This is a genomic window from Rhizobium mongolense USDA 1844, assembly GCF_000419765.1.
Taxonomy (GTDB): Bacteria; Pseudomonadota; Alphaproteobacteria; order Rhizobiales; family Rhizobiaceae; genus Rhizobium; species Rhizobium mongolense.
In genome coordinates this window covers 37,248-59,146 of the sequence record NZ_ATTQ01000010.1, presented here as the reverse complement: position 1 = coordinate 59,146, position 21,899 = coordinate 37,248, and the positions used below count along the sequence as shown (strand labels likewise).

The following is a 21,899-nucleotide window of genomic DNA, read 5'->3' as shown; positions in this document are numbered from 1 at the left end:
ATGGCGATCGAACTTCTGGAATGGCTTGCCGCAACGCCGCTCGCCGCCGGGTTGCGGCGTTCAGCGCTGCTTTACATGTTCGTTAACGCTTCGCATATCCTGTCCATCGGTTTGCTGCTCGGTGCCATCCTGCCGCTCGATCTCAGGTTGATGGGCTTCTTTCCGTTGGTCCCGCTTTCGGTGGTCGGACCATTCCTGTCGCGCGCAGCGGCAATCGGTTTGACGGCGGCGATCGTCACAGGCTTCTGCCTCTTCAGCGTCCGGCCGATGGAATATGCCGGAAACCCAGCATTTTTGGCAAAGATCGGATTGCTGGCCGTGGGCGTTGCCAATGCCGCCATCGTGCATGCCAGGGACAGCTGGCGAAAGGCGATTGCCGGAGTGGTCGTTACAGCGAGCTTGCGCATTGCAGCCATGGTTTCGGCGGCGGTATGGATTACTGCTCTCATCGCCGGGCGGTGGATCGGTTTCATACAGTCTTGATTGCGTGCATAAGGTGATATATATGTATATATATCATATATAAAGGAGCGTTATGCGTATCCTGGTCGATATCGTCGAATCCGAATTGAAGGCGCTGGATAAGATTGCGAAGAGCGAGAAGGTTTCCCGCGCCTCGCTCATCCGCAAAGCAGTCAACGATTTTCTGGACCGTCATGATCGGACAAAAGAGGCAGAAGCTTTCGGGCTCTGGGGTAATAGAAAGATCGATGGGCTCGAATACCAGGATAAAGTTCGAAGCGAATGGTAACAGCACTCTTCGATACGAACATCCTTATCGACTATCTCAACGCCATACCGGAAGCCCGCGACGAGCTTGACCGCTATGGACGCCGTGCCATCAGCATCATCACTTGGATGGAGGTGTTGATTGGCGCTAATCCCGACGTCGAAGCAGCGACGCGAAGCTTCTTGAATAACTTCCGGATCATCGCGGTTGATAATGCGATAGCGGAAGGCGCTGTTCGCTTAAGACAGCGCCACCGGATCAAATTGCCGGACGCGATAATCTGGTCGACCGCCGATACGCATGCGTTGCTCCTGGTGACGCGCAACACCAAGGACTTTCCGGGGGATAATCCTGGAATCCGCGTCCCATATCTGCGTTGATTTGAGAACGTCAAAAAAGACGGACAAATTGCATCGCAATTGCAACGCATGCCGTCCCATGAAAACCGCGTCCCTTCCGTCGCTTCGCTTCGATCCCGAGCTGCGCGCTGCCGCCGAAAGCGTGCTGGAGGTAGAGGAAACGCTTTCCGCCTTCCTCGAAAGAGCCGTGCGGCGCCAGATCGACCTTCGCAAGACGAAGATGGAAGTTATCGCTCGCGGTCTCGCTTCACGAGACGAAGCTGGATGGACCGCACCCGATCATTCTTCCGAGGAGGTGCTCGGAATGATTAGAGCGAAACTCGATGCAGCCAAAGCTGCAAGAGAAAGATGAATACGAGGTCCGTTATACGGACGACGCTTTGGAAGGTATCGACCAGCACTACGACTATCTCGTTGCTCGGGATATCGATGCTGCAGAGATCCTTTTTGGCTATCCAACGGCCAATAAAACTGCTCGAGGAATTTCCCTTCTGCTGCCGCAAAGCGGTCGGTGGTAATTCATTTCTGAGGGAACTGGTCGTTCCATCCGCTCTGCCGCTACTACCTCGTCCTGTTCGAGATAGAGGGCGATCAAGTCGTGACGGTGCTCGCCGTGCGCCACCAACGCAAGGAAGACGATCACTGAACTTGTGCGAAGGCCGAGGTTGCGGATACCCAAGCTGTTTCTGCTTTTGAAGTTATTGCGTTCGATCATGAAAATAGCCGAGCGCGGTGCATCTGGCAGCTCCATCACATGAACCTGCCAGGTGCACCATCGGGCAACTGCGGATATCCAGTCGCTTGATATCGGCAATAGGCGCGAACAACCCCCCAGGACACTGCTGGGCATTCGTCTGCCCTACCAGCTCTGATTACCGGTCGCTCAGTGCCCAGCGCGGATTGACCCAGGGCTCCTGGTTCGAGCGCGGCAGCGGCTGCTTGCCGAGGATATGGTCCGCCGCCTTCTCGCCGGTCATGATCGAGGGGCCGTTGAGGTTGCCGTAGGTGATGTGTGGGAAGATCGACGAGTCGGCAACGCGCAGGCCGTCGACCCCGATGACGCGCGTCTCCGGGTCGATCACCGCCATCGGGTCGTTCTTAGCGCCCAGCTTACAGGTGCCGCAGGGGTGGTAGGCGCTTTCCAGATGCTCGCGCAAGAAGCCGTCGATCTCGTCGTCCGTCTGCACCTTCTCGCCCGGCTGGATTTCCGGCCCGCGATAGGGGTCGAAAGCCTGCTGGCCGAAGATCTCGCGGGTGAGGCGCACACAGTGGCGGAATTTCTCCCAGTCATCCGGATGACTCATATAGTTGAAGCGGATGACGGGGTCGGCCTTCGGATCGGGCGAGCGCAGGGTGACGGACCCGCGCGACTTCGAGAGATTGTAGCCGACGTGCACCTGAAAGCCGTGGCTCTTCGCCGCTGCCTTGCCGTCATAGCTGATCGCTACCGGCAGGAAGTGATACTGGATGTCCGGCTGCTTGATGCCGGCTGCCGAGCGCAGGAAGGCGCAGGCTTCGAACTGGTTGGAGGTGCCGAGGCCGGATCTCGTGAACATCCATTGCGCGCCCGCCACGCCCTGCCAGAACCATGGCAGCCAGGAATAGAGCGAAACCGGCTTGGTGCTGACCTGCTGGAAATAGAATTCCATATGGTCCTGCAGGTTGGCGCCGACGCCTGGCCGGTCGGCCTTCACCTCGATGCCGTGCTCCTGCAAATGAGCGCCAGGGCCGATACCGGAAAGCATCAAGAGCTTCGGCGAGTTGAAGGATGAGGCGGAAACGATCACCTCGCGGTTCGCCTTGATGATTTCGACCTTGCCGCGGCGCTCGATCTCGACGCCGGTCGCGCGGCCGTTCTCGATAACGATCCTGCGCGCCAGGCCGTAGGCGATGTCGACATTCGGCCGCCTCAGCGCCGGCTTCAGATAGGCGCTCGCCGCAGACCAGCGACGGCCGCGGAAGATGGTCTGCTCCATCAGCCCGAATCCTTCCTGCTTCGAGCCGTTGTAGTCGTCCGTCGCCTCGAAACCCGCCTGCTTGCCGGCTTCGATGAATGCATGGAACAGCGGGTTGCGAAAGTCGCCGCGTTGCACATGCAGCGGGCCGTCGGTGCCGCGCCAGCCTTCCTCGCCGCCGTGCGAATGCTCCATGCGCTTGAAGTAGGGCAGCACGTCCGCATAGGACCAGCCGCTGGCGCCGAGCTCTTCCCAACGGTTGTAGTCCTCGGCATGGCCGCGCACATAGACCATGCCGTTGATCGAGGAGGATCCGCCGATCACCTTGCCGCGCGGCGCGGTGATGCGCCGGCCGTTGAGGTTCGGTTCGGGTTCGGAGAGGTAGCCCCAGTTGTAGCGCCTCATGCTCATCGGCCACGCAAGGGCTGCCGGCATCTGGATGAACGGCCCGAAGTCGCTGCCGCCCGCCTCGATGACGATCACACTGTTTCTGCCGTCTTCCGAGAGACGATAGGCGAGGGCCGACCCTGCCGAGCCGGAGCCTATGATGACGAAGTCTGCTTGCATGATGTACACTCAGTATGTGTTGGCCTTCCCCTCCCCACAAGCGGGAGGGCTTGGCCTTTTCTCAATAAGGCGCCGCCACCGGCCCCATGCCCACGTAAACCGTTTTCAACTCCGAATAATGCTCCAGCGCCGCAAGCGAGTTCTCGCGCCCGAAACCGGATTGCTTCGAGCCGCCGAAGGGAATTTCGACCGGGCAGAGATTGTAGGTGTTGATCCAGAGCGTGCCCGCCTCGAGCTGGTCGGCGACGCGGTGGGCGCGCGTCAGATCGGTGGTGAAGACGCCACCCGAAAGGCCGAATTCGGTGGCGTTCGCACGTTCGATGACCTCGGCTTCGTCGTCGAAATCAAGCACGCACATCACCGGCCCGAAGATCTCCTCGCGGGCAATGGTCATGCCGTCGGTCACGTCGGCAAACACGGTCGGCTGGACGTAATAGCCTTCGCCGGAAACATTGTTCGGAATGCCGCCGCCGGTGACGAGTGTCGCACCCTCGGCCTTGCCCTTGTCGATGTAGCTCAAGACCTTCTGTCGCTGGTCGAAGGAAACCATCGGGCCGAGCTGCGTCGCCTCGTCCATCGGGTCGCCGATCAGGATCGCCTCGGTGCGGGCCTTCAGCCGCTTCAGGAACTCGCCCTTGATCTTCCGATGCACAAAGACGCGGGTGCCGTTCGAGCAGACCTGGCCCGTCGAATAGAAGTTGCCGAGCATGGCGCCGCCGATTGCGCTGTCGACATCGGCATCGTCGAAAACGATCAGCGGCGACTTGCCGCCGAGCTCCATCGTCACATGTTTGAGCTGGCCTGCCGCGGAGGCGGCGACCTTGCGGCCGGTCGGCACCGAGCCGGTGAGCGACACCTTTGCCACGTCCTTATGGTTGACGAGCAGCGGGCCGGTGTCGCGGTCTCCCTGGATCACATTGTAAAGGCCCTTCGGCAGGCCTGCTTCGTGCAGGATTTCGGCAATCTTCAGCGCGCCGAGCGGCGTGTTTTCCGAAGGCTTGAAAACCATCGCATTGCCGGCGATCAGCGCCGGCGCCCCTTTCCAGCAGGCGATCTGCTGCGGATAGTTCCAGGCGCCGATGCCGACGCAGACGCCGAGCGGCACGCGCTTCGTATAAGCGAAATCGCCGCCGAGCGGGATATAGGAGCCGTTGAGGCCGGCTGCCGCGACGCCGCCGAAGAACTCGAAGCTGTCGGCGCCGGACGTCGGATCGGCGACGATCGTTTCCTGGATCGGCTTGCCCGTATCGAGCGTTTCGAGCTCTGAAAGCTCGCGATTGCGCTCGCGCATGATCTCGGCGGCGCGCTTCAGGATGCGGCCGCGGGCCGTCGGGCTCATCGCCGCCCATTCCGGCTGCGCGCGCTTGGCAGCCGCGATCGCTTTCTCGACGATGGCAGGCGTTGCCGCATGCAGCCGCGCGATCACTTCGCCGGTTGCGGGATAGACGCTTTCGATGACGCTGCCCGCTTCGTCCTCGACATATTCGCCGTCGATGAAGTGCGACGCTTTCGGCTGGGCTTTCATAATTCAATCCTTTGCTTTGTCCGACAGGGCAAAAATAAAGCTCCTCATTCCTGTGCGGTTAGCCTCATTCGATCCCCCTTAATTGCATCGTCACATAATCCTCCGTCAGCCCGATCGAAGCCTCGATGTTGATCGGCGCCGATTTCAGACTTTGGCGGATATAGAGCCCGTCGATCATCGCAGCAGCGCCTTCGGCGATGCGTCCTGCGGCATCCGGCGGGCAAAGTCTCTTGAGGTTGGCCAGCAGGTTCGAACGCAGCCGGCGGGCATAGATGACGAGGAAACGGCGCGTCTCTTCCGAGCGCTGCGCCTCGGCATAGAAGGCGAGCCATGCGGCGATCGTTTCCGGCGCGAACTGATCGGCCTGGAAGCTGACGCGGATGACGACAGAGAGCTTTTCGCGCGGTGTCCTGGCGGCCTTCAGCGCTGTCACGGTGTCGTCACGCAACTGCCTAAGCAGCGAACGGACCGTCTCGACCAGCAGTTGCTCCTTGCTGCCGAAATAGTGGTGGGCAAGGGCAGGAGAGACGCCGGCCTGGCGGGCGATATCGGACATGGTCACGCTCAGCGAGCCGTGATCCGCGATTGCGCGCAGCGCAGCGTCGACGAGCGCCTTTCGGCGTAGAGGTTCCATTCCGATTTTCGGCATGAGGGTCAGCTCCGGCAATTCAGCGCATATTAATTTTGATTGACTGATCAATCAACAAAAATCTTTTGGCGGAGTTTGAGAAGCCTTAACCCTTTCCGACACGCGATTCTGCAGCATATCAACAGCTATCAGGAGGTGTGTCATGGCTAACGTCTTCGATGGGGCGCCGTCCTCGGCCCTACAGTCGAAATGGATATGGTTCGTGGGTCTCGGCATGCTGCTGTTGATCTGCGGCCTGATCGCGGTCGGAAATCTGCTTCTCGCCACCGTGGTGTCGGTCTATTCCGTGGGAATGCTGATGGTCTTCGGCGGGATCGTCTATCTCATCCACGCCTTTCAGGTGCGCGGCTGGGAGCACATTCTCTTCTGGGCGCTGAGCGGTGTACTTTACGTGCTCGCAGGCATATTCGCCTTCATCAATCCGATCCTTACCTCCGCTGCTCTGACGCTCTTTCTCGCTGTCGCTCTGCTTGTCGCCGGCGTCTTCCGCGTCTTTATCGGCCGCCGCATGAAGCCGCTCAAGGGCTGGGGCTGGATTGTCGCAAGCGGCGTGGTTACCGCGCTCGCAGGCTTTATCATCGCGCTCGGCTGGCCGGTGAACAGTCTCTGGGTCCTCGGTCTTTTCCTCGCGGTCGATCTCATTTTGCAGGGATGGACGATGATTGCGTTCGGCATCGGCCTTCGAAGCGTGCAATGAGGCTGTCCACAGGCTGTGCTCACGGAATGTTTCTTTTTTTGACAAGCATGTGAGGCGAGACTAAAATTCAAAGGATACCAAGGCGCCGGCAGACGACATTGCCGGAACAGATGTCATGAGTGGTCATGCATCCCGCGTAGGGCAGGTTCTGCCCCATAGAAAAACGAAGGGAGGAAGTTTATGCCGATGGTTACAGTTTCCATATCACCGGTCCAGGCAGCAGGCATTCGCGATGCCGTCGATCATGGCGGCTATGCATCGAGCAGCGAGGTTGTCCGTGAGGCGCTGCGCCTCTGGGATGCCGCCCGCAAGCTCGCAGAATATCGCAATGACGTTCTAAATGACGAAGACCGCGCGAGTGGAGGCCGCTGCGTTGCAGACATGTTTGCCGATCACGAAGCGGAGCGCCGCCGATCCGCCTGATAAGTCGGACCTAAGCCCTTGATCGGAATGCTGAAACATTCCGGTTCGCAACTTTCACAAAAGTTTCACGTTGGCGAAAGGGTTCGTTGATGCTTTTTCACCATCTTCGCTGCGAAAAAGAAGGCTTCACAGTGGAGAATTTGGCATGTCTTTGGCTGCCGCCGTCGAACCGGGCGTATTGCGCCGTTATGCCAGCGATCAGATCGTGACGCTTGCAAAACTCGTCATCGAAAATGCTTTCCAGCCGATTGTCGAAGCGGGGACGGGCACGGTCTTCGGCTACGAGTCCCTGATGCGCGGGCAGGAACGCATCGGCTTCGATTGCCCTGTTGAAATCCTCGATGAGGCGGATCGCGCCGGCCAGCTGCTGCAGCTGGAGCAGATGGTCGCCAGCCGCGCGCTTGCCAAGTTCGCCACGCTCGGGAATTATTCGACCTCGACGCTTTTCCTCAATCTCGACGTCCGGCTGATCCCGCACGGCGACCGCCTGATTGAAACCCTCCTCCAGCACCTGAAGGCCGCCAACATCCCGCCGTCCTCGGTCTGCTTCGAATTCTCCGAGCGTTTCGACAACACCAGCGTGCCGGAATTCGAGGCGCTGGTATCCAAGCTCCGCAAGACCGGCTTCAAGCTGGCAATCGACGACTTCGGCGTCGGTCACGGTGAAATGAAGCTCCTTTGCGACTATGCCGTCGATTACCTCAAGATCGACCGTCACTTCGTCGCCGACATCGACCGCAAGCCGCGCAAGCGCCACCTGTTGAAGAATATCGTCAACATCGCCCATGTGCTCGGCACCCGGGTGATCGCCGAAGGCATCGAAACCGAAGCGGAATTCCTGGCTTGCCGCGAATATGGCGTCGATCTCGTCCAAGGCTGGTTCATTGCCCGGCCGACGCCGCATACGTCCGAGCTCGTGTCCTCGTTTCCGCATCTGCAGGATCTCGGCAAGAGCAAGCACAACACGCAATCCCTCGATGAAATCCTTATCCGCAAACAGATTGAAGTGCTCCCGACGGTCTATGAGAACGACAGCATCGACACGGTCTTCGAGCTCTTTCGCCGCAATCCGCGCCAGGCCTTCTTCCCGGTGTTGAATGCCAATGGCGAGCCGCGCGGCATCATCCATGAGCACCATCTCAAGGAATATATCTACCAGCCCTTCGGCCGCGATCTCCTGAAGAACAAGGTCTATGGCCGTACGATTTCGCACTTCGTCGAAATGGCACCGATCGTCGGTCTCGATTCCGATGCCGAGCGGTTGATGACGATCTTCGCCAATATGGAAGGCAGCAACTGCCTGATCCTCACGGACAACATGCGCTATGCCGGCGTCGTCTCCGCTGCCTCACTCATCAAGGTCATCAACGAAAAGCAGTTGAAGACCGCGCAGGACCAGAACCCGCTGACCGGCCTGCCGGGCAACCGCGCCATCCGCGATTTCATGCGCCAGGCCGGTCGCGACGGCGACGAGGTACGGCATTTCTGCTATTGCGACTTCGACAACTTCAAGCCTTTCAACGATGCTTATGGTTTTCATCTCGGCGACCACGCGATTTCGCTCTTCGCCGCGCTGATGCGCCGTTACTTCTTCGCCGAGCGTCATTTCCTCGGCCATGTCGGGGGCGACGACTTCTTCATCGGCGTCATCGGATGGACGAAGGAGGAACTGACCGAGATTCTTGACCGGCTCATCAGCGATTTCCACGAAGACGTCCGCGATCTCTATTCCGACGAGGACCGCGCTGCCGGGCGCATTCGCGGTCATGACCGTGCCGGTGCGGAAGCGCTCTTCCCGCTGATGCGCTGCTCGATCGGTGTCCTTGAACTGCCGGAAGGCTTGGTGATCGACGACATCAATCGTGTCAGCGCCGAAATCGCGCACATCAAGGCCGAAGCGAAGGAAAGCGCAGACGGGTTGATCTTCCATCCGCTGGGCGAGGCGAATTGACGCCTTTGCCACTTCTCTTCTTCCCAAGCACCGGGCGCTGAATTATCTCCTGGGCTTTCGGAAAGAGGAGGCCGTCATGCCCTTGCCAGCGAACATGCGTTTCGTCGACCTGCCGTGCTTCGGCGCGCCGGAAGTCATGAGAATTGCGATCGGACCTGTTCCGGTGCCCGGCGAGGGGCAGATCCTCGTTCGCATGCAGGCGATCGGCATCAACCGTCCGGATGTGGCGCAGCGCCAGGGAACATACCCGCCGCCGAAGGATGCGAGCCCCATTCTCGGGCTCGAGCTTTCTGGCGACGTGGCCGCGATCGGTCCGGGCGTTGCCGGATTCTCAGTTGGCGACAAGGTCTGCGGCCTTGCCAATGGCGGTGCCTATGCCGAATATTGCTTGCTGCCCGTTGGCCAGGTTTTGCCGTTTCCGAGGGGCTACGATGCGGTGAGAGCCGCAGCCCTGCCGGAGACCTTCTTCACGGTCTGGGCGAACCTCTTCCAGATGGCCGGCTTGACGGAGGGTGAAAGCGTTCTCATCCACGGCGGCTCCAGCGGCATCGGCACCACGGCGATCCAGCTCGCCCGCGCCTTCGGCGCCGAGGTCTATGCGACCGCAGGCTCGGCGGAGAAATGCGAGGCCTGCGAAAGGCTCGGCGCGAAGCGGGCGATCAACTACAAGAGTGAGGATTTCGCCGAAGTCATCAAGGCCGAGACCGATGGCCATGGCGTCGATGTCGTACTTGACATGATCGGCGCTGCCTATTTCGAAAGGAATATCGCATCGCTCGCCAGGGACGGCTGCCTGTCGATCATCGCCTTGCTGGGCGGCGCGGTCGCTGAAAAGGTCAACCTCGCGCCGATCATGGCCAAGCGCCTCACCGTCACCGGCTCGACGATGCGCCCGCGCACTGCAGAAGAAAAGCGCGCCATCCGCGACGACCTTCTCTCCCAGGTCTGGCCGCTCCTCGAAGCCGGCAAGGCCGCCCCCGTCATCCACAGAACCTTTGCCTTCGAGGATGTCGTCGAAGCGCACAGGCTGATGGAAACGAGCAGCCATATCGGCAAGATCACGCTGACCGTTTGAGGTCAGCTTCGGACCAGCATCGGTGCACAAGGTAAAACTGATCCTGGCCGTATGTGAGTCTCCGGGGTCGCTGAACTGTCGTCTGAAGCGAAACCCGGCCCGAACTGCGCATCTTGATGTGGCGTTGATTGCGCGTCGTACGGTCCTCACGAGGAATGCAATGGCTCTATTCCACTCTTGCCCCGTCTGCCGCAGCAGGATTCCGCATTTCGTGCCGCTTCCGCGGTATTATATCGACAAGGCGACCGAACATGGCTTTCCTTATCGGGTCGATGAATTCGAAACGATCAATCATGAGGCCTATAGCTGCCCCAACTGTCACTCGAGCGACCGCGACAGGCTCTATGCCCTGTTCCTGACGCCTGTGTTTCAGCGCCTCAACCAGGCGCAGCCGTTCCGGTTTCTGGATATCGCCCCAGGCCGCTCTTTGAGCTTCTGGCTGAAAAGCCACCCGCACATCTTCTATCGCAGCTGCGACATGTATATGCCGGAGGCGGACGACAAGGCAGACATTCACAATCTGCCTTATGCGGACGAGACTTTCGATTTTGTTCTGTGCTCGCACGTGCTCGAACACGTCGACGATCCGGTGCGCGCCACCTCAGAAATACGGCGTGTTCTCAAGCAGAACAGCATTGCCATCCTGATGGCGCCGATCTGCCTGTCGATCCAGGACAACTATGAAAATCCCGAAGTGACGACGCCCGAAGGGCGCTGGCAGCATTTCGGCCAGGATGACCATGTGCGCATCTTCTCGAAGCCGGGATTCGTCGATGTGATCCGGCGGTCAGGCCTTGCGGTGCAGGAGGTTCCGGTCAGCGAGTTCCTGACGCCCGAAGTCTGCGACACCTACGGCATCGGCCTCCGCTCCGTTCTTTATCTCGGCGTGAAGCAGCAGGCTGTCCAGCAAGAGCCGGAGCGCAGCGTCGCCTGAGATTGGCAAGCTCTCAGTCATCGAAGAGGCGCCCCGAGGCTCCTCTTTTCAATTTCGGCTTTCTCTCAGCGTCAGTGCCGCCGCGATCGTGACGATGCCGGGGAGTGCCATGGCGGCGTAGAGCCAGTGGGCCGCCGAGATGCTGCCGGCAATGCCGCCCGGTGTGAGGAGCCCTGTGCTGTTGGCAATGACGCCCGCGACCGCCGCGCCGAAAGCGCCGCCGAGCGACTGCACGGTCGAGATCGCTGCCGATGCCTTGTCCTGCTCGGCACTGCTGACAAGGCGCAGCACCTTTGTCACCAGATGCGCCCATCCGAGGCCGACGCCGAAACCCATCATCAGCATTGCGACAGCCGCCGGTCCGAGAATTGCAAGGTTCGCCATTTGGTTGTCCCGGGCGAGAAAGATCGCCAGGAAAACGGTTGCCAGCGCTTCGATGATACAGCCGGCGACGATCGCGTTGCTCGCACGCCTGCCGGTCAGAGAGCCGCTGAAGAAGGCGGCGATCGTCCATCCGAGCGCGACAAGGGCAGTCAGATAGCCGGAAATCAGCGGCGTCACGCCATGCAGGGTCTGCAGGAAATAGGGAATATAGATGTCGCTGACGAGGATGAACAGCAGCACGAACATGATGAGGTAGACGCGCGCAACCGGCTTTGCGAGCATGACTGCGCCGGTCGGCAGAAGCCGGTTGTTGCCTCGACGTTCCGTCACCAGCATCAGTGAGATCGCGATGACGGAAACGGCAATCAGCGCAGCCTTCGTGACCATATGCTCGACGGTGCCCGCGATGCTGACGAACAGCACGGCGACAAGCAGCAGGCAGATCTGCCAGACCGGCGTCTTGCCGTGCGCGCGGTCGTCCGTCGCTTTCGGTAGCAGCCATGGCGCAAGAACGGCCATCAGCAGACCGAGCGGCACGATGATGATGAAGGCGTATCGCCACGCACTCCCTTGCGAAAACAGGCCGCCTGCACTCGGCCCGAGCAGGGTCGCAACACCCCAGATCGCGGCATAGAGCGTGGAGGCTTTTGGCCAGAGCGGCTCCGGATAGGCGAAGCGGACGAAAGCATAGGCAAGCGCTGCAAGGATGCCGGCGCCGAAACCCTGAACGGCGCGTCCGGCGAGCACCACTTCCATGACAGGGGCGACGGCGCAGATGAGGCTGCCTGTTGCGAAAATCAGGGCGCCGCAGACATAGGCGCCGCGCAAGCCTATACCGCGCGGCCGCATGGCGACGAAGATCGAGCCGAGCACGGCGGCGGCAACGAAGAGCGTCGTCACCCAGGCAAGTAGCGGTAAGCCGCCAATATCGCGGACGATCGAGGGGGCGACTGTGGCGGTGATATAGCTCTCGATTGCATAGAGCGTCACGCCGCCGCCGAGCATCAGCGTGGCGGGCAGCAAGGCCGGCGTGAAAAGCTGGAAGACGGATGACTGCGGCGCAGCGGCCTGATCGATACTGGTCATGATAATTACCTTGATGTTTTCCCTAGCGATCATTATTTCCAAGTTATAATTTGGAAAATTGCATGCCTGCCTCGTTAAAGCAAGCAACGACTTGGAAAAATAAATGCGTCAATCGCCTGCCAACCGCATTCTGCTTCTGCTAAAGACCGAAGGGCCGCAACGCGCAGCGTCGATCGGCGATGTGCTGGGCGTCACTTCTGAAGCGGCGCGCCAGCAGCTGACGAAGCTTGCCGAGGACGGTCTTGTCGAGCCGCTTGCCGAGCCGGGTTCGGGCAGGGGACGACCAGGCCAGCTCTGGCATCTGACCCCCGCCGGCAACCAGACCTTTCCAGACGGCCACGCGGAATTGACTGCGACCCTTCTGGGCACCATGGTCAAGACGCTCGGCAGGGATGCGCTGGATACCGTCATCTCGGCACGCGAGGCAGAAACCGTGAAGCGCTACCGCGAGGAGGTCTCGGCTTCCGATCTCGCTCTGCGCGTCCGCCAGCTGACAGCGATCCGGACGCGCGAAGGTTACATGGCCGATAGCTGGATGGAAGAGGACGGCTCGTTTATGCTTGTCGAAAACCACTGCCCCATCTGTGCGGCGGCCCGGGCCTGTGCCGGCTTCTGCCGTTCCGAGCTCGAGACCTTCCGCAATGTGCTCGGCGCCAATGTCGAGCGGTCCGAGCACATTCTCCTCGGCGCCCGCCGCTGCGCCTACCGGATCAGCCCGCTTTAGGCTTCGCGACGAAACGGGAATGCAATTGCGCCGCAGCGCGGCCGAAAGGCGTTGATTTATCGGCGCAACGCGCTATGGCTTTGCTCTCCCCAAAAACCGATCCGGATTCCTGCCCATGTCCAATCCCGTCACTGTCGAAGTCACTCGCGGCTCGCTCGTCGAAAGCTGCCATCGCGGCACGGTCGTTGCCGTAGACGGCGATGGCAAGGTCGTCTTCGGGCTTGGCGATATCGATGCCGGCGTTTTCCCGCGGTCCTCCTGCAAGGCTATGCAGGCGCTGCCGCTGGTCGAAAGTGGTGCAGCCGATGCCTATGGCTTCGGCAACAAGGAACTGGCGCTTGCCTGTTCTTCACATAACGGCGAGGACGAGCATGTGGCACTTGCCGCCTCCATGCTGGCGCGCGCTGGAGGGAGCGTCGAAACGCTGGAATGCGGTGCCCACTGGTCATCAGACCGCAAGACCCTGATCCACCAGGCGCGCACGATCACAGCGCCGACTTCGCTGCACAACAATTGTTCCGGCAAGCATGCAGGCTTCGTCTGCGCCTGCTGCCATCGGGATATCGATCCGAAGGGCTATGCCGGCTACGACCACCCGCTGCAGCAAGAGATTCGCACTACGATGGAGAGCCTCAGCGGCGCCGTGCTCGGCCGCGACAATTGCGGCACCGATGGCTGCTCGATCCCGACCTATGCCGTGCCGCTCCGCGGCCTCGCACATGGCTTTGCCAAGATGGCGACCGGCATCGGCCTTGAACCGCTGCGCGCCAAGGCCTCGCGCCGCCTATTCGACGCCTGCATGGCGGAGCCTTTCTATGTCGCGGGTACGGGCCGCGCCTGCACGGAGCTGATGCAGATCGCGCCGGGCAGGATTTTTGCCAAGACCGGCGCCGAAGGCGTCTTCTGCGCCGCAATTCCCGAAGAAGGGATCTCGATCGCCGTGAAGTGCGAGGACGGGACGACCCGCGCCGCCGAGGCCATGGTGGCGGCAACGCTCGCCCGGTTCTTCGAAAGGGGCAGCGAGGTTCACGCGAAGCTGATTTCGATGGGCGTCAAGCCGATGCACAATTGGAACGGCATCCATGTCGGCGACATTCGCGTCACGGCTGCGCTCCTTGCATAGGCCGTGCCGTTACGGCACAGGCTGTTTCAGATAATCAGCAGTTCCTAATATGCATTAAACCAAATCCTGCGACAGGAGATGCGCGGCGGCGCAATTGTCCTACTATGGTGCGGCGTTCAACCCGTGCGACGAGGGCAGGATATGTTTGCAGGCCGCTATCTCTGGTGGATGCTGATCGCCGTCGCGATCTTCCTGTTCTTTTCCATGTGTTTCGATTACGTGACCTGGGCGATCGTCGCCATGTCCGGCTGCGCCGAGATCGCCGGTTCCTGCGGGCCGATCGTGCTTGCCATGTCCGGCGCGATGAAGCCTTCGGGTATTGGGCTTGCGGGGGCAATCATGGTGATCTGCACATTCGCCCGTTTGCGCTACCTGTCGGTCAACTGGCTCTGGGCGCCTGTCGCGCTTGTCTGGTTTTCGGCGTCGGCGGACTTCCCGGGGATTCTCGCGGGCGGCTGGACGGGCCAGTTGCGGCCGGAAATGGTCGTCGAAAGCCTGCCGGTGGCCTTCCTCTTCGTCACGGTGTTCTGCGGTTATCTCTTCATCGCCTTTGAAGAGGGGAGGATGGTTCCCTTTGGCCAACGGGCCTGGCTGCGGGCCATCATCTGGATTGCCGCGGGCTACGGCGTGCTTGCGGCAATCGCCGAAACGCCAGGCTTCGGCGCCCTCCCGGCGCGCATGCTCGGCATGCCGTGGATTGCCGCAACGATCGCGGCATTCCAGCTGCGTTTGGCGGCAATCTTCGATCTCGGAACCGGCAGCATAACGGCCTATGCTATGCTGGGGGTCTTCGTGGCGGCTCTCTCCGCAAGCCTATTGCCGCAGGACATCGCCCGGCTCGCCGCGCCCTTCATGCTTCGAGGATCGCGGCATTGAGCGCCCGGTAGGGCGCAAGCCGCTCTTCCGGCACTCCCGCCGATACGATCAGTCCCGCAACATCGGCAATGCCAAGGACACGGCAGGGCGAAACGAGATCGAATTTCTCCTCGGTCAGCAGGACATATGTTTCGGCCGCGCAACGGGCGATATGGCGCTTGATCGCCGCCTCCTCGAAATCGCCCGTCGAGAGCCCGTGCACGGGATGGGCGGCGGTAACGCCGAGGAAGAAGATATCGGGTCTAAGCTGCGAGATTGCCGCCATGGCCGCAGCGCCGGTTGCCACCATCGAGTGCTTGTAGAGCCGCCCGCCTGTGAGAATGATGTCGGCAGTGGGGTGATGCTCCAGTTCCGCCGCGATCGTCGGGCTATGCGTTGCGACGGTAAAGCCGATGTCGCGTGGCAGACACCGGGCGATCTCCGCCGTCGTCGTCCCACCGTCGAGAAAGATCATCTGCCCCGGTTTCACCATTTGCACCGCCCTGGCGCCGAGCCGCTGCTTGGCATCGGACGAAACGCTCCGCCGCGCCGATAAATTTGGCAGGTCGGGGGCAATCGGCATGGCGCCGCCATGCACCCGTTTCAAGAGCCCTTCCGCCGCCATCTCCCGCAGGTCGCGCCGGATCGTGTCTTCCGACAGCGCTAGATCTTCGGCGACGCGTTTGGCGATGACCTGGCCGTCACGGCGCAGGATGTCGAGGATCAGGGATTTGCGTTGTGTTGTCAGCATTGCTCTGCACGAAAATCAACAAATTATCACGATAATGCCTGAAACGACTCGACATGCAAGCAATTCCCGCATTATCGTGAAACCCCGTGCATGAGGCCGGGAGTGATGGAGTTTGACGATGTTGATCCTGATTGCAGGGCCATACAGGTCCGGAACCGGCGATGATCCGGGAAAAATGGCGGCCAACCTGAAGCGGCTGGAGGAACCGGCTTATGCGCTCTTCAAGGCGGGCCATGTGCCGATGATCGGCGAATGGGTGGCCTTGCCGGTCTGGAATGCAGCCGGCGGCAAGTCGATCGGCGATGATCTCTACGAGGAAATCTTCCACCCTGTCGCCCACCGGCTTTTGGAGCTTTGCGAAGGCGTGCTGCGGCTGCCGGGGGACTCCAAGGGTGCCGACAACGACGTCCGCATCGCGCGCGAGCGCGGCATTCCGGTCTGGTACACGCTGGAAGCTGTGCCGGGCTGCGCGAGAGCCGCGTGAACGCGCCGGGGCCGGCAACGGCCCCGATTTCCGCCATGGGCAGGGCGTGACAGCTGCGCTATATAAACCTCCCAAAGGAGAGTCTCGACCATGCTGACATTTTATTTCGCGCCAAGCACCTGTGCGCTGGCAAGTCTCATTGCGCTGGAGGAATCCGGCCTTGCCTATGAAGCAAGGATGATCAGCTTCAAGGACAATGAGCAGCGCTCGCCGGAATATCTGAAGATCAACCCGAAGGGCCGCGTCCCCGCGCTCGTCACGGATCGCGGCATTGTCACCGAAACGCCGGCGATCCTCGCCTATATCGCGCAGACCGCCCCGGCTGCCAGGCTCGCGCCGCTCGACGACCCCTTCGAGTTCGCCCGCCTGCAAGCCTTTAACAGCTACCTCTGCTCGACCGTGCATGTAAACCATGCACACAAGCGCCGCGGTTCCCGCTGGGCCGACGATCCCGCCGCGCACGAAGCCATGCAGGCCAAGGTGCCTCAGACCATGACGGAAAGCTTCGAACTCATCGAGGAGACGATGCTCGCCGGCCCCTGGGTCATGGGCGAGCAGTATTCCGTCGCCGATCCATACCTCTTCACGATGACCGGCTGGCTGCGCGGCGACGGCGTCGACCCGATGCGCTTCGCCAAGGCGACCGCCCACTACGCCCGCATGATGGATCGCCCCGCGGTGCAGCGGGCGCTGACGATTGAAAAGGGGTGAGGGCGCCCCTTACTCCCTCCTCATCATGTCGGTCGGCGAGGGGAGATGGGGGTGGTTCATGCGGGCAGCCCTCGATTGTACTGGCGTTCGCCCCCGCTGCCTCATCAAGTCAGTCGAGGAGAAGGCGCCACCCTCGTGCGTCTATTAAGCGGCCGCGTCTCATAGGGCGTTGGCTTCGGCGCCGGATAGTTTAAAGGCAGATCGGCCATTTGTCGCGGCGACATGGCGGCGATGTCCGGATGCGACAGCGGATCGTCGGCCTCAGGAGACTTCGCGTCGTATGTCTTACTCAAGAAAAACTTCAGCAATGACATGGCCATGCCTCCCTTTCTCTGGTTCGGAAATGCAAGTGCGCGGCGAGAATCCCTCGCCGTTGCAGGTGCTCCGCTTCAATATCGGAGCCACGAGGAACCTTTTCGAGATTATCAGCGACGCGCTATAGAAAATATATATGCGGAATCTCAACTCGGTGCATTTGAACGGGCTACGCGCGCTGGAGGCCGTTGGGCGTCTCGGGTCGCTGCAGCTTGCCGCGGAGGAACTCGGGGTCTCGATCGGTGCCGTCAGCCAGCAGGTCATCAAGACCGAAGCGCAGCTCGATCAGCTGATTTTCGAGCGCACGTCGAAGGGCATGGTGGTGACGCAAGCGGGCGCGCCGGTGCTTGCCGCTCTGACGGAGGGCTTCAACCGTATGTCGCAGGCCGTCTCGATCGCGCAGCGCCGGGACGACGCGACGCTGACGATCTCCGTGGCACCCGTCTTTGCCGCCCGCTGGTTGGTGTGGCGGCTCGATCGATTCGCCGCGCGTTTTCCGGATATCAAGCTGCGCATCGATGCGACGACATGCCTCGTCAATCTGTCGACATCCGACGTCGATATTGGCATCCGCGTCGGTGCTGGGCAGTGGCCGGGCGTGAAGGCCGAACTGCTTGTGGAGCAGGAAGTATTCCCGGTCTGCGCACCGCAAATGGCGCGCGATCTGAAGGAACCCGCGGATATCCGGAAGCTGCCGGCCGTCATCGATGGCCGCGCCATGTTCGGCTGGGAGGTCTGGATGAAGGAGGCGGGCCTCTCAGGTTCGGCGCCGGCGACGCGCCACGTCTTCAACGACGCATCGCTCTGTCTCGATGCGGCCATCGCCGGGCAGGGCGTCATGCTCGCCTGGCAGACGCTGGCAGACTATTCGCTGCAGGCCGGCCAGCTCGCCGTCCCCTTCGGCATCCGCGCGAAAACCGGTTTCGGCCATTATTTCGTGACAGCCGAAGGCGCGCGCGAGCCGAAGAAGGTGCGGGACTTCAAGGCCTGGATCCGCGAGGAGATGGCCGGAACGGTGAAGCTCTTTTCTTGAGGGTGTGACTGACAGCGGGCGGCGCTTCGCTGGCATTGGCTTTGCATGGCTCGTGTGGCAAAGCTGTTCGCTAGAACCGCATTCGCAAAGGACGATCCTTCACAGTGCCCATCGGCGTCGCACACGCAGAACTGATCGCGGTCCTCGCCGCCGTAACCGACGAAGACCCGCGCGTCATGACGGTCAGGACTGGCGAGGCGCTGCCTTCCGGATCCTTCGAGATGGGGCACCGCACGCTTCAGAGCGGGCTGCGGGAGTGGATTCAGGAACAGACGGCGCATCCGGTTGGCTATCTTGAACAGCTTTATACCTTCGCCGACCGCGACCGGCAGAACGAGATCCTCGGCGGACGGACGATCTCGATCAGCTATCTGGGGCTGGTGCGGGAGCACCCGGCGCCGGGTTGGCATAGCTGGTACGAATATTTTCCGTGGGAGGATCACCGCAAAGGCAAGCCGCCGGTCTTTGACGCGCTTGTCGACCGGCTGCGGCGCTGGGAAACGACGGATGCCGCTCGCCAGCAGAACCGCAAGCGCCGGATCGCCTTTACCTTCGGCCTGGATGGCGCCGCATGGAACGAAGATCTCGCCCTGCAACGCTACGAACTGCTGTATGAGGCAGGTCTGGTGGCGGAGGCGGGCGCAACCGTGGCGGAGAATCCGGGCCGCCGGATGTTTGCCGATCACCGGCGGATTCTCGCGACCGGAATAGCCAGGCTTCGGGCGAAGATCAAGTATCGCCCGGTCGTCTTCGAGCTCATGCCGGAGAGCTTCACGCTCCTGCAGCTTCAGCGCAGCGTCGAAGCGCTGGCGGGACTTACGCTTCATAAGCCGAATTTCCGCCGGCTGATCGATCAGCAGCAACTGGTCGAGGAAACCGGCGAGATGGCTAGCGAAACCGGCGGCCGCCCGGCGAAGCTCTTTCGCTACCGGCATGCCGTTCTCGAAGAACGCGCGCTTTCCGGTTCGAAACTCCCGCTCTCCCGCGCTTGACATAAACTCAAACTGAGAATAATTAGTTCCTCCCGTAAATACTCGTTTCGAGTATAAAGGAGCTCGCCGTGAATTCTCCCGTGTCCGCGTCCTCTCTCTATGACCGTGTCAGCCGCGTCATCCCCAAGGCGGAATGGCTGACCTTCCAAGACGATGTCGAAGCGATCCTCGATCTGAAGCGCCGCCGCAACGCCGTCATCCTCGCCCACAACTACCAGACGCCGGAGATCTTCCACGGCGTTGCCGATATCGTCGGCGACAGCCTGGCGCTGGCGCGCAAGGCTATTGAGGTGGATGCCGAGGTTATCGTGCTTGCCGGCGTTCACTTCATGGCCGAGACCGCGAAGCTGCTTAATCCCGGAAAGACGGTGCTCATTCCCGATATGGGCGCCGGTTGTTCGCTGGCCGATTCGATCACGCCAAAGGATGTCGCGCTGCTGCGCCAGGCCTATCCCGGCGTGCCGGTGATCACCTATGTCAATACCTCGGCGGCGGTGAAAGCCGCCTCGGATATCTGCTGCACCTCGGGCAATGCGAAACAGGTGGTCGAATCGCTTGGTGTGCCGCGCGTGCTGATGATCCCGGATGAATATCTGGCCCGCAACGTCGCAAAGGAAACCGATGTTGAGATTATCGCCTGGCATGGCCACTGTGAGGTGCATGAGCTCTTCAACGCGGATGATGTCCGCCAGCTTCGGGAAAATTATCCGGGCGTCACCGTGCTTGCCCATCCCGAATGTCCGCCGGAAGTCGTCGCCGAGGCGGATTTCGCCGGCTCCACCGCCATCATGTCCGATTATGTCGGGAAGACGCGACCGGCGCGCGTCGTGCTGCTCACCGAGTGCTCGATGAGCGACAACGTCGCAGTGCACCATCCGGACGTCGAATTCATCCGGCCCTGCAATCTCTGCCCGCACATGAAGCGGATCACGCTTTCGAACATCCGCACGGCGCTTCAGGAAAATCGCCACGAAGTCACCGTCGAGCCCGCCATTGCGGTGGCCGCGCGGCGTGCCGTGGAAAGGATGCTGGCGATATGACCGAAATCCTCACCCATCTTGCCGGCCGCCCGGTCATCGTCGGCAGCGGCATTGCCGGGCTGATGGCGGCGCTCACGCTGGCACCGCAGCCGGTCGTCCTGATCACGCAAGCCGCCTTGGGCGCCGGGACCTCGAGCGCCTGGGCCCAGGGAGGCATCGCAGCAAGCATCGGCGCGGATGACAGCGCGGAAATGCACCTTGCCGATACGCTTGCTGCCGGTGACGGCCTGTGTGATCGTGAGATCGCCGCCAGTATCGTAAGCGAAGCGCCAGCGATGATCGCGGCGCTTGAGAAATTAGGCGTCCGCTTTGATAGGAATGCCGAAGGTCGGCTTGCGCTCGGGCTGGAGGCCGCTCATTCCTGCCCGCGCATTGTACATGCCGAAGGCGACGGCTCCGGTGCCGCCATCATTCGCGCGCTGGTACGAGCCGTCTCGGCCACGCCGTCGATCACCGTGCTTGCTAATTTCGAAGTCCGGCGTCTGGCGCTCGCAGACGGTGCGATCGGCGGCGTCCTTTGCGCGTCCGGCGGAAAGGCTTTCATCGTGCCGACGCCAAATGTCCTCTTGGCAACCGGCGGCCTCGGCGGCCTCTATGAGGCGACGACCAATCCGGTCATCAATTTCGGCCAGGGCATCGTCCTCGCTGCAAGGGCAGGCGCCGAGCTTGCGGATATGGAATTCGTGCAATTCCATCCGACCGCACTCCGTTCGAAGCGCCGGCCGCTGGCGCTCGTCAGCGAAGCGGTGCGCGGCGAAGGCGCTATGCTGGTCAACGAGCGCGGCGAGCGCTTCATGGCGGATCAGCCTGCTCAGGAACTTGCACCGCGTGACGTGGTGGCGCGCGCGATCAGCGCCGAGATCGCCCGCGGCGGAAAGGTCTATCTCGATGCGCGCAAGGCACTCGGCGCTCGCTTTTCAAGCCGCTTTCCGGGGATCGATGCTCTCTGCCGCGAAGCCGGGGTCGATCCGGCGCGGCAGCTGATCCCGGTTGCACCGGCCGTGCATTACCACATGGGCGGTGTCGCCACGGACAAGAACGGCCGCAGTTCCGTTCCCGGCCTCTGGGTCGCCGGCGAAGCGGCATCGACTGGCCTGCACGGCGCCAACCGCCTTGCCAGCAATTCGCTGCTCGAAGCCGCGGTCATGGGCATGCGCTCGGCCCGGGATATCGCCGGCACGCCCCTATCCGTGCGGCCAACAGCGATCGAACCGCTGCCGCCGCAACCCGACGCATCGCCGATCCGGCAGATTGTCTCCGCGCATCTCGGCGTGCTGCGGAACGGTAGTACGATCCATGGCGCGATCGGCGCGCTCCTGCCCTTCGTCGAGAAGGAGGGGCCAGCAACGGATCCCGCCACCGTCGCGCTGCTGATTGCCGCCTTTGCGGCGCTGCGGACGGAGTCGCGCGGCGCCCATGCCCGAACCGATTTTCCGCTCAAGCACGTGCAGGCCGAGCGCCAAAAGATGAATTTTCCTCAGGCTTTGAACTTTGCGCGGGCCGTTTCATCCGACCCCCTTGCCAGGAGTGCTTGAC

General features: G+C 61.5%; 25 protein-coding genes. 18 read left to right on the top strand and 7 right to left on the bottom strand.

What is annotated here, in order from left to right:
* The 4 genes from A3C3_RS0120070 to A3C3_RS0120055 are packed head-to-tail and all read left to right on the top strand — an operon-like array spanning position 1 to position 1,441.
* Complete coding sequence (locus A3C3_RS0120070; protein ID WP_022716375.1) at positions 1-483, top strand: DUF6644 family protein; 483 nt, start codon at positions 1-3, stop codon at positions 481-483.
* A 52-nt stretch (positions 484-535) separates the two neighbouring features.
* Positions 536-751, top strand: coding sequence for a ribbon-helix-helix protein, CopG family (locus A3C3_RS0120065; RefSeq protein ID WP_022716374.1), 216 nt, complete (start codon positions 536-538; stop codon positions 749-751).
* Entirely contained in the window at positions 745-1,110 is a 366-nt protein-coding gene (locus A3C3_RS0120060) for a type II toxin-antitoxin system VapC family toxin (RefSeq protein WP_022716373.1), read from the top strand. Before A3C3_RS0120065 ends, A3C3_RS0120060 begins: the two co-directional genes overlap by 7 nt.
* 58 nt (positions 1,111-1,168) lie before the next feature.
* Complete coding sequence (locus A3C3_RS0120055) at positions 1,169-1,441, top strand: YlcI/YnfO family protein (protein WP_022716372.1); 273 nt, start codon at positions 1,169-1,171, stop codon at positions 1,439-1,441.
* Positions 1,442-1,540: 99 nt separating this feature from the next.
* Here A3C3_RS0120055 and A3C3_RS48210 read toward each other — a convergent pair whose 3' ends face one another.
* From A3C3_RS48210 to betI, 4 genes are all read right to left on the bottom strand, one after another.
* Positions 1,541-1,840 (bottom strand): hypothetical protein, encoded by a 300-nt coding sequence (locus A3C3_RS48210; protein ID WP_312866124.1) that lies wholly within the window; start codon positions 1,838-1,840, stop codon positions 1,541-1,543.
* Positions 1,841-1,961: 121 nt separating this feature from the next.
* Positions 1,962-3,611 (bottom strand): choline dehydrogenase, encoded by a 1,650-nt coding sequence (betA, locus tag A3C3_RS0120045; protein WP_028739820.1) that lies wholly within the window; start codon positions 3,609-3,611, stop codon positions 1,962-1,964.
* Positions 3,612-3,672: 61 nt separating this feature from the next.
* Positions 3,673-5,136 carry a betaine-aldehyde dehydrogenase gene (gene betB / locus A3C3_RS0120040; RefSeq protein ID WP_022716369.1) on the bottom strand — a complete coding sequence of 488 codons (1,464 nt, stop codon included), beginning with the start codon at positions 5,134-5,136 and terminating at the stop codon, positions 3,673-3,675.
* Between the two features lie 64 nt (positions 5,137-5,200).
* The gene (betI, locus tag A3C3_RS0120035) at positions 5,201-5,785 is read right to left on the bottom strand and encodes a transcriptional regulator BetI (RefSeq protein ID WP_022716368.1); all 585 of its coding nucleotides are present in this window, start codon (positions 5,783-5,785) and stop codon (positions 5,201-5,203) included.
* Between the two features lie 142 nt (positions 5,786-5,927).
* Here betI and A3C3_RS0120030 point away from each other — a divergent pair, with 142 nt between their 5' ends.
* The 5 genes from A3C3_RS0120030 (at position 5,928) to A3C3_RS0120010 (ending at position 10,865) form a co-directional block, all read left to right on the top strand.
* Positions 5,928-6,482 carry an HdeD family acid-resistance protein gene (locus A3C3_RS0120030; protein ID WP_022716367.1) on the top strand — a complete coding sequence of 185 codons (555 nt, stop codon included), beginning with the start codon at positions 5,928-5,930 and terminating at the stop codon, positions 6,480-6,482.
* A gap of 180 nt (positions 6,483-6,662) precedes the next feature.
* Entirely contained in the window at positions 6,663-6,905 is a 243-nt protein-coding gene (locus A3C3_RS0120025; RefSeq protein WP_022716366.1) for a ribbon-helix-helix domain-containing protein, read from the top strand.
* 145 nt (positions 6,906-7,050) lie between these two features.
* Positions 7,051-8,856 (top strand): GGDEF domain-containing protein, encoded by a 1,806-nt coding sequence (locus A3C3_RS0120020; RefSeq protein ID WP_022716365.1) that lies wholly within the window; start codon positions 7,051-7,053, stop codon positions 8,854-8,856.
* Positions 8,857-8,932: 76 nt separating this feature from the next.
* Positions 8,933-9,931: an NAD(P)H-quinone oxidoreductase gene (locus A3C3_RS0120015; protein WP_022716364.1), complete on the top strand. Its 999-nt coding sequence runs from the start codon at positions 8,933-8,935 to the stop codon at positions 9,929-9,931.
* A gap of 160 nt (positions 9,932-10,091) precedes the next feature.
* A complete protein-coding gene (locus A3C3_RS0120010; RefSeq protein ID WP_022716363.1) occupies positions 10,092-10,865 on the top strand; it encodes a class I SAM-dependent methyltransferase in 774 nt (257 codons plus the stop codon).
* 48 nt (positions 10,866-10,913) lie between these two features.
* Here A3C3_RS0120010 and A3C3_RS0120005 read toward each other — a convergent pair whose 3' ends face one another.
* Entirely contained in the window at positions 10,914-12,335 is a 1,422-nt protein-coding gene (locus tag A3C3_RS0120005) for an MFS transporter (protein ID WP_028739819.1), read from the bottom strand.
* Positions 12,336-12,438: 103 nt separating this feature from the next.
* Here A3C3_RS0120005 and A3C3_RS0120000 point away from each other — a divergent pair, with 103 nt between their 5' ends.
* The 3 genes from A3C3_RS0120000 (at position 12,439) to A3C3_RS0119990 (ending at position 15,058) form a co-directional block, all read left to right on the top strand.
* Complete coding sequence (locus tag A3C3_RS0120000; RefSeq protein ID WP_022716361.1) at positions 12,439-13,059, top strand: helix-turn-helix transcriptional regulator; 621 nt, start codon at positions 12,439-12,441, stop codon at positions 13,057-13,059.
* Between the two features lie 115 nt (positions 13,060-13,174).
* Positions 13,175-14,182 carry an asparaginase gene (locus A3C3_RS0119995; protein ID WP_022716360.1) on the top strand — a complete coding sequence of 336 codons (1,008 nt, stop codon included), beginning with the start codon at positions 13,175-13,177 and terminating at the stop codon, positions 14,180-14,182.
* Between the two features lie 141 nt (positions 14,183-14,323).
* Positions 14,324-15,058 (top strand): hypothetical protein, encoded by a 735-nt coding sequence (locus tag A3C3_RS0119990; protein WP_022716359.1) that lies wholly within the window; start codon positions 14,324-14,326, stop codon positions 15,056-15,058.
* On the opposite strand, the gene A3C3_RS0119985 is transcribed toward A3C3_RS0119990, so the two are convergent.
* Positions 15,033-15,788, bottom strand: coding sequence for a DeoR/GlpR family DNA-binding transcription regulator (locus A3C3_RS0119985; protein ID WP_022716358.1), 756 nt, complete (start codon positions 15,786-15,788; stop codon positions 15,033-15,035). The genes A3C3_RS0119990 and A3C3_RS0119985 overlap by 26 nt on opposite strands.
* Before the next feature lie 118 nt (positions 15,789-15,906).
* On the opposite strand from A3C3_RS0119985, the gene A3C3_RS0119980 reads away from it, so the two are divergent.
* Together A3C3_RS0119980 and A3C3_RS0119975 are read left to right on the top strand one after the other, a co-directional pair.
* On the top strand, positions 15,907-16,272 hold the full coding sequence (locus tag A3C3_RS0119980) for a hypothetical protein (protein WP_022716357.1): 366 nt from the start codon (positions 15,907-15,909) through the stop codon (positions 16,270-16,272).
* Between the two features lie 90 nt (positions 16,273-16,362).
* A complete protein-coding gene (locus A3C3_RS0119975) occupies positions 16,363-16,983 on the top strand; it encodes a glutathione S-transferase family protein (protein ID WP_022716356.1) in 621 nt (206 codons plus the stop codon).
* Positions 16,984-17,087: 104 nt separating this feature from the next.
* Here the strand turns inward: A3C3_RS0119975 and A3C3_RS45365 are convergent, their stop codons facing one another.
* A complete protein-coding gene (locus A3C3_RS45365; protein WP_145611889.1) occupies positions 17,088-17,297 on the bottom strand; it encodes a hypothetical protein in 210 nt (69 codons plus the stop codon).
* 137 nt (positions 17,298-17,434) lie between these two features.
* On the opposite strand from A3C3_RS45365, the gene A3C3_RS0119965 reads away from it, so the two are divergent.
* The 4 genes from A3C3_RS0119965 (at position 17,435) to A3C3_RS0119950 (ending at position 21,898) form a co-directional block, all read left to right on the top strand.
* The gene (locus A3C3_RS0119965; RefSeq protein WP_022716354.1) at positions 17,435-18,331 is read left to right on the top strand and encodes a LysR substrate-binding domain-containing protein; all 897 of its coding nucleotides are present in this window, start codon (positions 17,435-17,437) and stop codon (positions 18,329-18,331) included.
* Between the two features lie 104 nt (positions 18,332-18,435).
* Positions 18,436-19,323, top strand: a complete 888-nt coding sequence (locus tag A3C3_RS0119960) for an NUDIX hydrolase (RefSeq protein ID WP_022716353.1) — start codon at positions 18,436-18,438, stop codon at positions 19,321-19,323.
* A 68-nt stretch (positions 19,324-19,391) separates the two neighbouring features.
* Positions 19,392-20,363, top strand: coding sequence for a quinolinate synthase NadA (gene nadA / locus A3C3_RS0119955; RefSeq protein ID WP_022716352.1), 972 nt, complete (start codon positions 19,392-19,394; stop codon positions 20,361-20,363).
* Positions 20,360-21,898: an L-aspartate oxidase gene (locus A3C3_RS0119950; protein ID WP_022716351.1), complete on the top strand. Its 1,539-nt coding sequence runs from the start codon at positions 20,360-20,362 to the stop codon at positions 21,896-21,898. The genes nadA and A3C3_RS0119950 overlap by 4 nt, the downstream gene beginning before the upstream one ends.
* Position 21,899 lies beyond the last annotated feature (1 nt).